Below are 12,490 nucleotides of genomic sequence, written 5' to 3' on the forward strand. Positions count from 1 at the left end.
CATGAATAAGACGGGCTAGGCTGGCGCGCCGAGTCTGCCGGGCGATGCGGAGTTCGCCCATTCCGGCTGGCGCCGCGCTGGTGGCGAATCCCGCCCGCATCGAGTGACCGGCGTAGCTCGCCCAGGCGTCGAGCCCGGCGGCAGAGGCGCGGCGCTGAACGATTAGGGCGACGGTGTTGCCGGAGAGGCTTTCACCGACACGGCAGTGGCGGTTCACAACTCGAAACGCCCCCCCCCTCTACGACTCCTGCGGCGGCGATCAGGTTACATAAGCGGCTACTGGGAAGGCGCTTGACTGGTCCAACTAACTCGCCGCCTCTTGAGCGATCCAATAGACCTTGGTCGTGTGGAACGTTCCACCCCCCATCCTTAGCTGTTCCACACGAGAGATATTGCGTTTCGGAACAGCAAATGGTCTAACGTCTTTCAACCTATTGGAACGACGGACCGCCCCCATGCTGATCGGCTACGCCCGGACCTCGACGTTGGAGCAGGAAGCCGGGCTTGATGCCCAGGTGCGCGATCTTACGGCTCTCGGGTGCGAGAAGCTGTTCCGAGAGCAGGCTTCATCGGTCGGCCCGCGTAAGGCTCTGGAATCCGTGCTCGACTTTGCCCGTGAGGGAGACACCATCGCGGTCACCAAACTCGATCGGCTGGCGCGGTCCGTCACCCACCTTGGCAACATCATCAGCGCGCTCGAAGCCAAGGGCGTAGCCCTGCGCATCGTCAACCTGGGCGTGGATACCGGCACGCCCACGGGTAAGCTGATGCTCAACGTCCTTGGGGGTGTTGCGCAGTTCGAACGCGAGATGATGTTGGAGCGCCAACGCGAAGGCATTGCGAAGGCCAAGGCTGAGGGCGCGTACAAAGGGCGGAAGCCTACAGCGCGGGCGAAGGCGTCAGAGGTCAAGGCACTGGCGGCCGAAGGGCTGAGCATGGCGGCCATCGCCGCGAAGGTCGGGATCGGCAAAGGGTCGGTGCATCGCATTCTAGCTGCGTGACGTTCGCCTGATCTCGTGGGACGCGTCGGTCTCAACGGTCTGCCGTGAAACCGGATTGAGCCGTCAGACCGTCCACCGGATTCGGGACGATGCGGTGACACGGAGTCTGCGCTGACCGCGTGGGGTCGCTGAGACCCTGTTAACGCTGCCTTGCATACCCACGCACGCCGACGCCTTTTTTGGTTTAGTAGGCGGCGCGTGTGAAACCTCATGCGAGCATTGTCCTCGGATTCCCGTCAATGTCATCGCAGGTGTCAGCATGCTTGCTCCGGCAGGGTCAGTTCTCGGCGTAGATGTTGGATGCTCTCCGGCGAGAAAATCTGGGTCGGTTTGCCGCCTGGATTGGTTGTCTGACGAAGTTGCTTGGTCGTTTGCCCGGTTCCGAGCCGTTGAGCCGGAGCGGACGGACACCATTGTCCGCGTGGCAGGCGCGGCACGTTTAACCGCTGCTGCCTTCGACGGACCAATGCGCCAGGGGCTCGACATCATTGGTCGATACCGTGCAGCCGAGCGGATGCTCACGCGGCGCCTTCAGCCCTTGATCGGAAAGCCGGGTCAATCGAGTGCGCCGATAGGGAAACTGCTGAATGAGCACGCAAACGCGTGCGCTCGGATTGTGATCGATCATTGCGATCTCGCATCGGCCGAGCAGGACATCCGAATCCATGACAAGGCCGTGGCGGAGGCTTTCCCAAGTGCATTCATGGGCCTGCTGATCGACGATCCTGCGGCCCTGAATGCTCGCCGCGGCGACCGGTCAGATACCTTCTACATGCACCTCGTATCGAGCGGAGGGATCGAAAGGCTGTTGCGGCATTTCCTTCCAAAAAGAAGCCTTCGAAACCCACTCACCATGGTGACGAACCACGACGACCGCGCGGCTCTCGTATGCGCGTTCACGGCGCTTTGCGTTGCCGCAGGAGATTACACGGCGGTCGGCGACGAGGACGGCTGGATCGTTCTACCTCCGGCAGCCCTACAACCTGTCTGGGCGCGAGCCTTGCTCCAACAGAATGCGAATGAGGAGCGAACGGGGAGCCTTCGGTATGAAGGTTTTGCTCCCACTGCATGATGCGCCGCCTCTCAACGGCAAGGTGCATCAGCAAGGACCGCCTACCGAATCCGAGACGATGCTGCTGCGGCGGAATTCACGCCGTCCGCTTCGGGGCTCGGAGAGCGTTAGGAAGGTGTAACGGGAACCCCTTCCACTTCATCCTGCCCGGCAGTATCGTTAGGACTTATCGCGCGATCACGCATCACTATCCGATGTTGAAGCGCTGGAGGCGTCTCGGGGGAGACCGCAGATGGAGTCGAGATTCGGACACGACGGAGAGCAGTCGGGCTCTCGGTTGGAGCTACTGCTAGAAGCGTCGGGCGTCATAGGAACTTGGGAGTGGGATCACGTTCACCACACGGTCACCTATGATAATGGTGGTGCGTTGTACCTTACTGGTGACTGGTCAAATGCTGGCCGACCCTTGAAGGGTCACGAAGCGATGAAGACCGTTCATAGAGACGACTACGAGAAGATGATTGAGCGTTCAGTCAAGGCAACGAAAAACGGCTCAATCATTGTATCCGAGTATCGAGTCGAGGTACCGGGTAAAGGATTACGTCGGGTGTTAAGTCGCGGAAAGACTTACCATGATGCTAAAGGCAAGGCTGTTCGTAGCCATGGCATGCTCATCGACATTACAGAAACCCACGACGACGTTAGCACTTATGTTGTAGGCGCGCCGATTGAGGCTGATGACCCATTTCGTACGGTTGTAGATCATCTCATAGCCGCCAGAGAATTTTATGAATCCGAGGGCCAGCATCAGATAAATAAAATTTTAGATATTGTGCTTATGGAGACTGGAAAACTGATCGCTCGGCAAATCCAATCTGTAAAAAATAAGCAACATTGACTTACGAAAACTCTAATTTGTTTAGCTCCATTAGTATGAATCGATCACTATCGACGAGATTTGATGCGTCATTCGACTTCTAGTAGACATGTCGAGTGTAGTGGGAGTCTACGATGCTGAGCCCAGACAACCGCGTGGAAACGAGCGTCAGTCCGTCTGACCTGCTTACGAAGTTGTCTCAAGTCTTAAACTGCCCGATTGAAACGTTTTTTGATTCAGCATCGCACAATCTTGGACCAACCGTGGAATTTCTCAAGCTATGGTCAGAAATAGATAATCCGAGCGATCGGGCAAAATTGTTGGCGGTGGCGCGTGTACTTGCTGCCAAAGGCTAGTGACGTTTCCTCATGAGCGGATAGCTCTGCATAAATACCGTATGCGCTACCACGAGATCATCACTGCCGAATCCACCGCCGAGGCCGGGATCATCCGGCCGATCAAGCCCATGACGCCTGTCCAGGCCAACCGAGAAGCGGATCGCTGTGCGGGAATCCAGAAGCGGATTCGCGATCAGACCGCCGCGACAACCCGACGAATCGCTGATCTGCGCGCAAAGCTCGCTCGCTGAACAGTCATCCTCGAACCTACCGTCAACGTCCGAGAAGGGTGGGGAGCGGACCCTGCCCCTTCGCCCTAAAGCGGACGTTCTGTTCCTAAACCTGTGCGGACCATACTCACCCTGGAAGAAACTCACATAAGCAACAGTCTGTGACAGTCGCTTCAGTTGTCGTTATGTGTCGTTCGGCCCGTTGCTGGACCGCGCGCCAGTTCCAGCCCAATCTGAAACAGCACGAGGCGCATCAGCGCCTCCGCCTCCGGCGTGCCGGACTCTTTGATAAGTTCATATGCGGCGAGACAGGCATCCAGCATCACCTCGAATTGGGCTGGTTTAGGCATTGCAAACACAGGTCCTATCGAGATGCTTTTCTACTCTACGTAGTGGGAAATTTCATATCAAATGTTAGGTTGCAAATTGTCGCACCAACTCGCTTTGAGGTTGGGGCACCATCCGAAAGGCGCTAAAGCCGATTGTGCACAATCGGAGCGTGGTATGCAGAACGGCTCGGACCTTGGAGACGGCTCGGATGTGCGGGACGCTTCCCTCCGCCGTCTTGCCGAGGCGTTAGACATTGCGCCGACCGCATTTTTCGACGAGACCAGTGCCGATCTGGACCAGACGACAGAGTTGCTGCGCTTGTGGCAGGGGATCAGGAACACGCAGGACCGCGCCAAGGTGCTGTCTATGGTGCAGGCGATGGTGCGGACAATCGCCACGCGCGCCTAAGAGCGGACCTTCCGACTTCTTACAGAAGGTGGCGAGCGGACCTTGACCTTTCTCCCGGAAGCCGTCGTTCCGCCGCCGATCTAGTGGTCGAAATCTGACGGATGTTACCCATGCTCCGGATTCAAATCGAAGTATTCGCCCAAGTATTTGTGGGATCACCCCTTTTAAGAGAAAGCGTCATATCCTTTTGAGGCGAAAATGAGTGGGTATCCCCGTCCAGCGACTTTTAAGGATGTCTTCTTCGGAGCGATTTGGGTTATTCTGGCCGTCTATATCGATGGTATTGCGATCTGGACGTGGCTTTTCTGGCAAGACCAGACCCTCGACCCACCCCGTCTCTTAGCTTTGATGATGACCGTACCCATGTTTGTGGTTGGCCTTGGAACAATCTCCAAATGGCTTAGGGGAGAATGGTTCGAGGTAATCCCGATGACGGGCCGTAAGGAGGGCAGCCCACCTTCGGATAATACCAGCCATCATGGTGGCGGTGATCCTCCACAAAGCTGACCTTCCGCTTCCCACCTACCCCGGACGTAGGGCACCCTCGATTCAGATGCCGGAAAGCGGACCTTCCGAGGGTCCGAGAAGCGTCGAGAGCAGCCCACCGCTGCCCGGTCACGGCTACAGCGGCAGACTCCGCAACCACTCGTTGGCAGCGAGCTTCACAGCATGCTCGCTCCCATGCTCGCCCGTGTTCTCGTAGCCGGTGACCACGGTGTGCGTCGCGGCTGGCACCATGAGATTCCCGCACCTGAAGACCGCACGCGCCGTCAGGATGAATCCCATCTCAGGATGATGGATTTCAAACAGGTAGGTGACGGCATCGCGTGGCACACCGTACCGGTTGCCGACCTTCTCGACGGTCACGCAGGCTCGCTCGAAAGTTCGGACGGATTTTCCCTCAGGCGATAAATATCGACGGATGAGGTGTTGAACGGTAAGCTGATTCGCTTCATCCAGCGGTGTAATATGTATCATTCCGGAATCTCCAATTAGTGCGGATGGATTCCTCGATGCCTTCCGCCTGCTATATTTAGCCAAGGAGACGGAATGCGCGGCAAAACTTGAAAGCTGTCTACTCGAATCTTTCTGTAATGGGGCTTGTACGCTCAAAACGGCAGTTCAGCCGGGATTTTCTCGGTCGGGGTTGGTCGTACTTCCGAGATTTTGAGCAGCGGAATCGCGACGATGTTAGGGTGCCAACGAAGACCGTCACGGCTCTGCGAGCACGGCTGCATGCAGTAGCCCGACTGGTCCCGCCGGGGGTTCGGTCCCGATTGGATGAGGTCGTGGCGGCGATCGACCGGGACACGCGGATCGCCGACCTGCTCGGCTATCAGCGGATCGGTCGGTAGGCATCGAGGTGCTGCCCGGTAGCTGGATCGTCGGCCCCTCCGGCGAGATCGGACCATCGGGTCCTGTCGAACGCACTGAGTTCTGTCGTGGAAGACCCGGCGAGCCCACCTGTAGAGGGGTGTGGCGGCGGCGGTCCGCACAGGCGGGTCCAGCCGCGCCCCATGCCATGGCAGCCCTCCTCGACGATTCACGGCGCAACAATCTCTTTGTCTCGACGGAATCCCCTTCGCACGGCTCGATCTCGCGAAATTCGCATTGAGCGAAGGGGTCGAGGGAGCGAGAGCGACCGAGACATCCCTGAGGCGCTGGCCCCGCATTGTATCTCGGTCGAAGCCGCAGGCGGCGAGACCCGTCATTGTCTCGGGATCGAGCCTGCGAGGTCCCGGTTGTCTCATCGAGACCTGTCGAGATGAGACCTATTCTCATTGTATATACAACGTTGTCTCCTGTTTTTTTATTAGAGAACAATATACAATGAGAATAATATAGACCTCGCCGTCGAAAATAATGTATATCTCTGTTAATAGACATGCAACGGAGATTCACATGACATTTAGAAATCAGGGCAATCAAACCAAGCCGTTAAGTCCGTGCCCTCGAATCGAAGTGATTCAGGTTATGCAGTTTCAGTTCTTCGATAACGGATCGAACAGACGGAAAGGATCGTCTCAGCACACGATGATGCTGGAAGCATACTGTGAAGGGCGCCTAAATCTCTTTAAACCTTACTGGAAGCGAACCGTAGCGCTGATTGAGCCGAAGCTGGTTTTGAAGTGGGCGGACGAGAACCTCGCGACTGGCGAGATGACCGCTTCGATTCACGAGAGATATGCCACCTTGTATGCCGTGGCCAACGAGATCATGGCGGACGACGACTCCGAGTGGTCAAAGATGGGCCATATCGGCTCGAAACGAGAGAACACGCGGTACATCGGCCAATTCGTTTTGGTCAGCAGGTACAAGGATGGGTCGATGAACTGCGTGGTCTCGATCGACGGGGAACTGTTGGAGGCTGGGCGGTTCCAGCATGACCTTCGAGCCAAACCCGGCACGGGACGCCGCAAGGCATATGCGTTCTACGATCCCAACGGGCTGTACGAAGCCATGAAGGCAGAGCAGCTACAAATTGCCGAGACTTCAATCCGCGCCGCTGCTGAGCCCGCTGAGGGCACCCTCGGGGAGGTGCCATGGAAGTGACGACGATACCCACCGACGAACTCGAAAGCCTCCTCGAACTGGTTGCCACGCAGGATGCCCGTATCGCTGCGCTGGAGGCAGAGATCGATTCCCTTGGCCGCGAGCGGATTTTTCTGAAGGAAGGTCCTGCCGCGCTTCGGCGGCAATATGCGGGGCCATCCTCTGAGACGCCATGCCAACCCGGCTACATCCGAGGGAATGCCGGGCAAGAGGTGCTGGCCGACCACCAAACGATCTACGCAATGTTGCGGGCGCAGCGTCGAGGCGAACTCTGACGGGTGCGCGGGGGGGATTTGGAATCTGTTAACTATGAATCCGTCCCGCCCCTTTCACTTCGACGAGAAGGCGACGCGAACGGCCACACGCGAGAACTGATCAGCCTTTCCGGCATAGCCCGTGATAAGGTCGTTCGGCCGATGTTCGAACCGGTCACAGGTAACGGCACGTAGGGCCTCAGTGAAAGCTTGTTGCCCCTCCCGCACTTGGCGGTCTCAACCCATCGGCAATCGCGCTTAGCAGATCGTGGGCGGGGCCATCAGCGACATGCTTCAGGGCGGTTTCGATGTTTGCGGCCAGATTGTTGCGCTCGGCTTGCAAGCTATCGATATGCGACTGTAGCACCTCGCAGGTCTTGCGCACCTCAGAGCTAAGGTCCTTCGCCATCTCAAGCTCAGTCCGGAGGATATAAATCTGAGTATCCTTGCTCAGACCTTTGGCGGCATCGATGATCGACATTGGGCTGTCCTTACACGTTTGTGAGTGAGGGAGTAGTGGGGTTCTTGAACGGCAGCGGGCGACGGCGCAGGATCGCCATATGTCGAGCTTGAACACTGACCGCCCTGCGCCCTTCAGGGGTCTCCGACAGACAAATTCGCGTTTCCGCCTCCGATTCGATCGATGCCCGCTTCCGTCGCTCGATCTCGGCCTTGATCAGGACCTCACGTTCGGCGTCCTCTCCGGCCACACGTTCCCGCAACGACTCCGGCGTCTCATTGATAGGCGGCATCGAGAGCCCGGTGCGCTTGAGAATCGCCGCGGGTGAGAACAGGTCGAGCGGGATGTGCCGCCGAACCACTGAGGGGGCCAGTGGAGCGGCCCCACGGACTTCGGCTGCCCGGTGAGCAAACAGCCGCCGCATGCCAACCTCGGTGCCCGTGAGAGGTATCCCGTCGAGAGTCCGGCGGACGATCCGGACCCCGCCCACGACATCGTTGACCTTGCGGGTCTCGACCCAGGGAAATGTGCCTCTCTCGGCCTTCGATTTCCGGCCACGGGGGCGAACTTCTTCGCTCTGGCTGGAATTTGCGGACTGATCGATGTCCAAGTCTCCAGCGCAAGCTTCGCCGCCGGAATGGTCGATTTCCATTTCCGACCGGGGAATTGCGGCCATAATAACCTCCCCAAAGGGAGTTATTATTTCTTTCTTATGGCTGGAATTCGCAGACGAACTCCAGCCATTGTGGTTCGTCCGGCCGAAATTCAGGACGGTTTGGTCGGAATTCGCTTGAGGCGAATCCTTCCGTCCCTTCAGTACGCGGTTGGCAAGCGAAACAAGGGCATCCGAAGGGGAGCAGGCAAGATCGGGGATTGCCAACCCGAGGTCCGCGTGGACGGCCGAACCGAACACATAGAGATGTGCTCGACCCTTCACGCCCTGTTCGGGGGCATCAGGTCCAGTCTGCTCGACACGGCGGAGGAACCCAAGTTCGACCAATGACTCGATCGATCGGCGGACCACGGCCTCAACGGCAACGCTGGACAAGCTAGGGATGCTCACATGCTCGGCGACCGCCGACCGGACCAACCGGAATGGCGTGTACCGATTTCGATGCAGAGCAACGATCGCTGTACCGACCGTGCAGGTCCGGTAGATCGCCTCAGCATCATGCCCTCGCCCCCGCGTTCGCGGCTTCTCCGCGTAGAGGCGTTCGATCACAGATTCGGCATTCATCCCGAGCATCCCTTTCGGGATGCCGTTCGCAAATCTCTCCCGTCACCGGTCGAGGGTCCGCGCAGGACTCTTGACCGGCTGAACCGGATATGGTGGCTGGGGAGACTGTTCTAGCGGACAGGTCTCCCTTCGGGGAGCGGAGCCCGGCGTTGGTAGCGCCGGGCTTTTCGCGTCTACGGCATCACATTCGACAAAACGATCCATCGACCAGGGACCACCCCCGGCCGTTCGATAAGCCTTGTCTGGACTCGCGTTCCGCGTCAAGCACAGCCCGTGTGGATTCCAAATCTTCAAGGCTATACGCGAGATGGAATCTGATCGAAGTGCGATTTGACGAATTAGCAAAACCGGTTACATTGATGTACTACGCATAAATACTTCTGAACGACCCCTCGGATGGCTCGACACGTCGTGTTTGGTGTCGTACCAATGAGGCCCGAATCACGGTTCGAGTTGAGGTTCATGTACGCCGTAGAATTGCTTTACTACCCGGCGTTCGAACAAGGTAATCACGTCGGGTGGGCGTTCATCTTGCACAAGGTAAATTCGATCGGTGAGGTCGATGAGAATGGTGGCCCATGGCACGCCATTTCCAATGAACGTTCCCAGGAGTTCAAGGATTGGTGGGAATTCGGCGGACACTCCCTTAATCTGCTCGACGAAACTGAATTGATCCCGATCGACAACCGCGATGTGATCATCAACTTGCAGGTCACCTTCGGAGCACCGAAGGGATTCGGCTTTCAGCCGTCCGAGTGATGTTCTATGCGATCGATTTCAACGTCGTTGAGGAGACCGCATTTCCGTACGCGTACACCCTGTACGAGCCCCAAGGGTCGCGTCACCCACGCGGCTTCTGCAAGCGCCCGCTTACGCAGTTCGTTGCCGATGCTGATTGGGATGTGATGGCCTCATGGTGCGAGCAACGCAGGATCGGTCCGTTCCACACGGATTGGCTCGAAACCGAGATCGGTCCGGTGCTGGCGTTCGAGTTGAAAATTCGCTGACACGACCCGGACTGACTCCATAGGCATCGAAGCCCGGTACCTGTGCGAACTTCCCCCTACGTCTCGCCGATAGGACCTCAAATGGAGCGTGTAGAGTTCACCCCGTATTTGCATCACCTCATTGTCGCGGATCAGGGCACCGTCAACAGGGCCTACCTCCTCCCGTTCGGCATCCCGCTTCGCATCATCGGCAGTGTCTACCTGCGAGAATCCATTAAACGCGTACTGAAGGTGGACGCCGACGTGTTCATCGAATGGGTGCAGGCGCACTGCCCATCGGCGTGCTGGTTACACGACTCGGGCAGAATGACCCTCGTGGTGCCCAACGAGAATGAGGCTATGGAGTACAAGCTGAGGTGGTTGTAAAAACCACATGAGTGCAGTGGCTTAGCTCGTGTGTTGACAATACCAACTTGGGTTGGCCCGCGCGATCATGATCTCGCCGGTCTCCATCGGCTGGCGCAGCGAATCGAGCACCTGCGGCGTGAACTCGGGCAGCTCGTCGAGGAACAGCACGCCGCCATGCGCCAGCGAAGCCTCGCCGGGCCGGGCGTTGATGCCGCCGCCGACCAAAGCAGCCATCGAGGCCGAGTGGTGCGGCTGCCGGAACGGCCGCCGGTCGGACAGCCGCCCCTCCTTCAGCTCGCCGGCCACCGACTGGATCATCGAGACCGCGAGGAGTTCCCGCGGCGTCAGCGGCGGCAGGATCGAGGGGAGTCGCGCAGCGAGCATCGACTTGCCGGAGCCGGGCGGCCCATTGAACAGGACGTTGTGGCCGCCTGCCGCGGCGATCTCGAGCGCGCGCTTGGCGCCCTCCTGGCCCTTGATGTCGCGGAGGTCCGGCAGGGGCGGGCCCGGGGCGGCGACCGCGGGGACCGGCCGCGCCATCACCTGCGTGCCCTTGAAGTGGTTGGCGAGCTGGATGAGCGAGCGCGGCGCCAGAACGTCGAGGTCGCCGCCGGTCCAGGCCGCCTCCGGCCCGGTCGCGGCGGGGCAGATCAGCCCGAGGCCGCGTGCACTCGCCGCCATCGCCGCCGGCAGCACGCCGTTGACCGGGGTGATCGTGCCGTCGAGGGCCAGCTCGCCCAGCACGCAGTACCCGGCGAGCGCGTCGGCGGGCAGCGCACCGATCGCCGCCATGACGCCGAGCGCGATCGGCAGGTCGTAGTGCGAGCCCTCCTTCGGCAGGTCGGCAGGCGCGAGGTTCACGGTGATGCGCTTGGCCGGCATCGCCAGCCCGGAGGCGATCAGCGCGCCGCGCACCCGCTCGCGCGACTCGCCCACCGCCTTGTCCGGCAGGCCGACCACGTTGAAGTGGACCGCGCCGGGGATGATCTGCACCTGGACGTCGACGGCACGCGCCTCGATGCCCTCGAAGGCGAACGTGCACGTATTTTTATCCATACTCGTCAGCTAGTTAAAATGCTCTTCTCTGATTGTGGAAGCGTCATGGAAGCGCCGGCCTGTGGAGCGTAGTTCGCGACATCTCGCTGTGCCTCGACGCCCCTGCTACCGTCGGACAACTTGTCTCGGAGCAACCTACCGATGCGCTCGCTCGCCCTTGTCCTGCCGATCGTCCTCGGTCTCGCCGTCCCGACCGTCGCGCAGACGCCGGCACCATCTGCGGCGCAGGCCGCACAACGCGATCGAATGAAAAGCTGCAACGCCGACGCCGGCTCTCAGAAGCTCGCCGGCAGCGCCCGCAAGGGTTTCATGTCCGACTGCCTCGCCGGCAAGGCTGCAGCACCGGCGAAGGAGCTGACGCCGCAGCAGGCGAAGATGAAGACCTGCAACGTCGATGCCTCGACCAAGAGCCTGAAGGGCACCGCACGACGGAGCTTCATGAGCACCTGCCTGAAGGGCTGAACACTGTTGCGGCCCCTTGCTCACCGGCGAGGGGAGGCCCCAACGCATCATCGCCAGCGCGCTCGCCCTCCGCCAAGCGAACCACTGATGCCAGAGTTGGCGCTCCTATGCGCCGCGTGCAGCCGCGATGAACCCATCAATGTCAGGAGATAGCATCCGAGGATACAAAGCCTGGATCCGCTCCTCAGGCCAGTCCCACCAGCGGATCTCAAGCATCGCTGCAATCTGATCGGGAGAGAACCGTAGGCGGATGATACGGGCTGGGACACCGCCGACAATGGCATAGGGTGGCACATCCCGTGTCACCAGCGCTCCGGTCGCCACGCATGCCCCATCTCCCACCGTGACGCCTGACAAGATCCGGCAGGAGTCGCCGAGCCACACGTCATTGCCAATGCGCACGTCTCCATTGGTGGCCGGGTGTCCGGTATGGGCAGCCGCCGCAGGGTCCAGCACGCCAAACGGGAATGTCGTGACCCAATCCGTACGATGATTGCCGCCAAGCATGATCGAGACGCCAGCAGCGATCGAACAATACCGACCAATTGTTAGGGCGGTGTCTTCCCCCCACCACAGCACTGTCGGCACGCCATAGGTGTAGTCACCGACCTCATATGGGAACGCGTGCCCGGCCGCGTCGAAGACGTCTCGTGTCTCGGCAACGTTGGCTGCAGCAAAAGCTGCCCGCATTGAAGAAAGCATTCTAACTCTTAACCTTATGAGGAGCCACGGGCAGTTTTACGCGCGGAGCCTATAAAAAGGCCCGCCGCGGCTGATGCCGGGCGGGCCCCATCTGACATACGATCGATAACTAGCCGAAGTGTCCGTCGTTGAAGGCCGTCCGACCTTCGAGAGCACCGGACTGGAGGTAGTGCAGCATCGGATCAATGTGTGCGTTGGCCACGTCCGTGTAGTGG

At 59.4% G+C, this 12,490-nt stretch carries 18 protein-coding genes and 1 pseudogene; 13 read left to right on the forward strand and 6 right to left on the reverse strand.

Annotated features, from left to right (window positions below):
• Nucleotides 1-455 precede the first annotated feature (455 nt).
• The 5 genes from MFF13_RS25460 to MFF13_RS25480 all read left to right on the forward strand — a co-directional run bounded on the left by MFF13_RS25460 (nucleotide 456) and on the right by MFF13_RS25480 (nucleotide 3,479).
• Nucleotides 456-1,001, forward strand: coding sequence for a recombinase family protein (locus MFF13_RS25460; protein WP_238273298.1), 546 nt, complete (start codon nucleotides 456-458; stop codon nucleotides 999-1,001).
• 346 nt (nucleotides 1,002-1,347) lie between these two features.
• On the forward strand, nucleotides 1,348-2,073 hold the full coding sequence (locus MFF13_RS25465; protein WP_238273299.1) for a DUF429 domain-containing protein: 726 nt from the start codon (nucleotides 1,348-1,350) through the stop codon (nucleotides 2,071-2,073).
• A 232-nt stretch (nucleotides 2,074-2,305) separates the two neighbouring features.
• Complete coding sequence (locus tag MFF13_RS25470; RefSeq protein WP_238273300.1) at nucleotides 2,306-2,911, forward strand: hypothetical protein; 606 nt, start codon at nucleotides 2,306-2,308, stop codon at nucleotides 2,909-2,911.
• Nucleotides 2,912-3,024: 113 nt separating this feature from the next.
• Entirely contained in the window at nucleotides 3,025-3,246 is a 222-nt protein-coding gene (locus tag MFF13_RS25475) for a hypothetical protein (RefSeq protein WP_147765300.1), read from the forward strand.
• Between the two features lie 41 nt (nucleotides 3,247-3,287).
• Nucleotides 3,288-3,479, forward strand: coding sequence for a hypothetical protein (locus MFF13_RS25480; protein ID WP_238273301.1), 192 nt, complete (start codon nucleotides 3,288-3,290; stop codon nucleotides 3,477-3,479).
• 152 nt (nucleotides 3,480-3,631) lie between these two features.
• On the opposite strand, the gene MFF13_RS25485 is transcribed toward MFF13_RS25480, so the two are convergent.
• Nucleotides 3,632-3,808 (reverse strand): hypothetical protein, encoded by a 177-nt coding sequence (locus MFF13_RS25485; RefSeq protein WP_187277359.1) that lies wholly within the window; start codon nucleotides 3,806-3,808, stop codon nucleotides 3,632-3,634.
• Nucleotides 3,809-3,962: 154 nt separating this feature from the next.
• Here MFF13_RS25485 and MFF13_RS25490 point away from each other — a divergent pair, with 154 nt between their 5' ends.
• Nucleotides 3,963-4,196 carry a hypothetical protein gene (locus MFF13_RS25490; protein WP_147765302.1) on the forward strand — a complete coding sequence of 78 codons (234 nt, stop codon included), beginning with the start codon at nucleotides 3,963-3,965 and terminating at the stop codon, nucleotides 4,194-4,196.
• A 621-nt stretch (nucleotides 4,197-4,817) separates the two neighbouring features.
• On the opposite strand, the gene MFF13_RS25495 is transcribed toward MFF13_RS25490, so the two are convergent.
• A complete protein-coding gene (locus MFF13_RS25495; RefSeq protein ID WP_238273302.1) occupies nucleotides 4,818-5,063 on the reverse strand; it encodes a hypothetical protein in 246 nt (81 codons plus the stop codon).
• 197 nt (nucleotides 5,064-5,260) lie between these two features.
• Here MFF13_RS25495 and MFF13_RS26690 point away from each other — a divergent pair, with 197 nt between their 5' ends.
• The 3 genes from MFF13_RS26690 (at nucleotide 5,261) to MFF13_RS25505 (ending at nucleotide 7,024) form a co-directional block, all read left to right on the forward strand.
• Entirely contained in the window at nucleotides 5,261-5,551 is a 291-nt protein-coding gene (locus tag MFF13_RS26690; RefSeq protein WP_505744309.1) for a DUF6626 family protein, read from the forward strand.
• A gap of 679 nt (nucleotides 5,552-6,230) precedes the next feature.
• Nucleotides 6,231-6,749, forward strand: a complete 519-nt coding sequence (locus MFF13_RS25500; protein WP_238273303.1) for a hypothetical protein — start codon at nucleotides 6,231-6,233, stop codon at nucleotides 6,747-6,749.
• Nucleotides 6,740-7,024: a hypothetical protein gene (locus MFF13_RS25505; RefSeq protein WP_238273304.1), complete on the forward strand. Its 285-nt coding sequence runs from the start codon at nucleotides 6,740-6,742 to the stop codon at nucleotides 7,022-7,024. The genes MFF13_RS25500 and MFF13_RS25505 overlap by 10 nt, the downstream gene beginning before the upstream one ends.
• A 178-nt stretch (nucleotides 7,025-7,202) precedes the next feature.
• On the opposite strand, the gene MFF13_RS25510 is transcribed toward MFF13_RS25505, so the two are convergent.
• The gene (locus MFF13_RS25510) at nucleotides 7,203-7,484 is read right to left on the reverse strand and encodes a hypothetical protein (RefSeq protein WP_238273305.1); all 282 of its coding nucleotides are present in this window, start codon (nucleotides 7,482-7,484) and stop codon (nucleotides 7,203-7,205) included.
• A gap of 10 nt (nucleotides 7,485-7,494) precedes the next feature.
• On the reverse strand, nucleotides 7,495-8,700 hold the full coding sequence (locus MFF13_RS25515) for a hypothetical protein (protein ID WP_238273306.1): 1,206 nt from the start codon (nucleotides 8,698-8,700) through the stop codon (nucleotides 7,495-7,497).
• A gap of 462 nt (nucleotides 8,701-9,162) precedes the next feature.
• On the opposite strand from MFF13_RS25515, the gene MFF13_RS25520 reads away from it, so the two are divergent.
• The 3 genes from MFF13_RS25520 (at nucleotide 9,163) to MFF13_RS25530 (ending at nucleotide 10,073) form a co-directional block, all read left to right on the forward strand.
• Complete coding sequence (locus tag MFF13_RS25520; RefSeq protein ID WP_238273307.1) at nucleotides 9,163-9,459, forward strand: hypothetical protein; 297 nt, start codon at nucleotides 9,163-9,165, stop codon at nucleotides 9,457-9,459.
• On the forward strand, nucleotides 9,459-9,707 hold the full coding sequence (locus MFF13_RS25525) for a hypothetical protein (RefSeq protein WP_238273308.1): 249 nt from the start codon (nucleotides 9,459-9,461) through the stop codon (nucleotides 9,705-9,707). Before MFF13_RS25520 ends, MFF13_RS25525 begins: the two co-directional genes overlap by 1 nt.
• Before the next feature lie 81 nt (nucleotides 9,708-9,788).
• Nucleotides 9,789-10,073, forward strand: coding sequence for a hypothetical protein (locus MFF13_RS25530; protein WP_238273309.1), 285 nt, complete (start codon nucleotides 9,789-9,791; stop codon nucleotides 10,071-10,073).
• Between the two features lie 51 nt (nucleotides 10,074-10,124).
• On the opposite strand, the pseudogene MFF13_RS25535 reads toward MFF13_RS25530, so the two are convergent.
• Nucleotides 10,125-11,111 (reverse strand): annotated as a pseudogene (locus tag MFF13_RS25535) (YifB family Mg chelatase-like AAA ATPase); the annotation flags it as partial.
• A gap of 141 nt (nucleotides 11,112-11,252) precedes the next feature.
• Between MFF13_RS25535 and MFF13_RS25540 the strand changes: the two are divergent.
• Nucleotides 11,253-11,573: a PsiF family protein gene (locus MFF13_RS25540; protein WP_238273310.1), complete on the forward strand. Its 321-nt coding sequence runs from the start codon at nucleotides 11,253-11,255 to the stop codon at nucleotides 11,571-11,573.
• A gap of 105 nt (nucleotides 11,574-11,678) precedes the next feature.
• Here MFF13_RS25540 and MFF13_RS26465 read toward each other — a convergent pair whose 3' ends face one another.
• The gene (locus MFF13_RS26465; protein ID WP_283205842.1) at nucleotides 11,679-12,275 is read right to left on the reverse strand and encodes a CatB-related O-acetyltransferase; all 597 of its coding nucleotides are present in this window, start codon (nucleotides 12,273-12,275) and stop codon (nucleotides 11,679-11,681) included.
• Nucleotides 12,276-12,490 lie beyond the last annotated feature (215 nt).

This window comes from Methylobacterium cerastii (assembly GCF_022179125.1).
In the GTDB taxonomy this organism is placed as follows: domain Bacteria; phylum Pseudomonadota; class Alphaproteobacteria; order Rhizobiales; family Beijerinckiaceae; genus Methylobacterium; species Methylobacterium cerastii.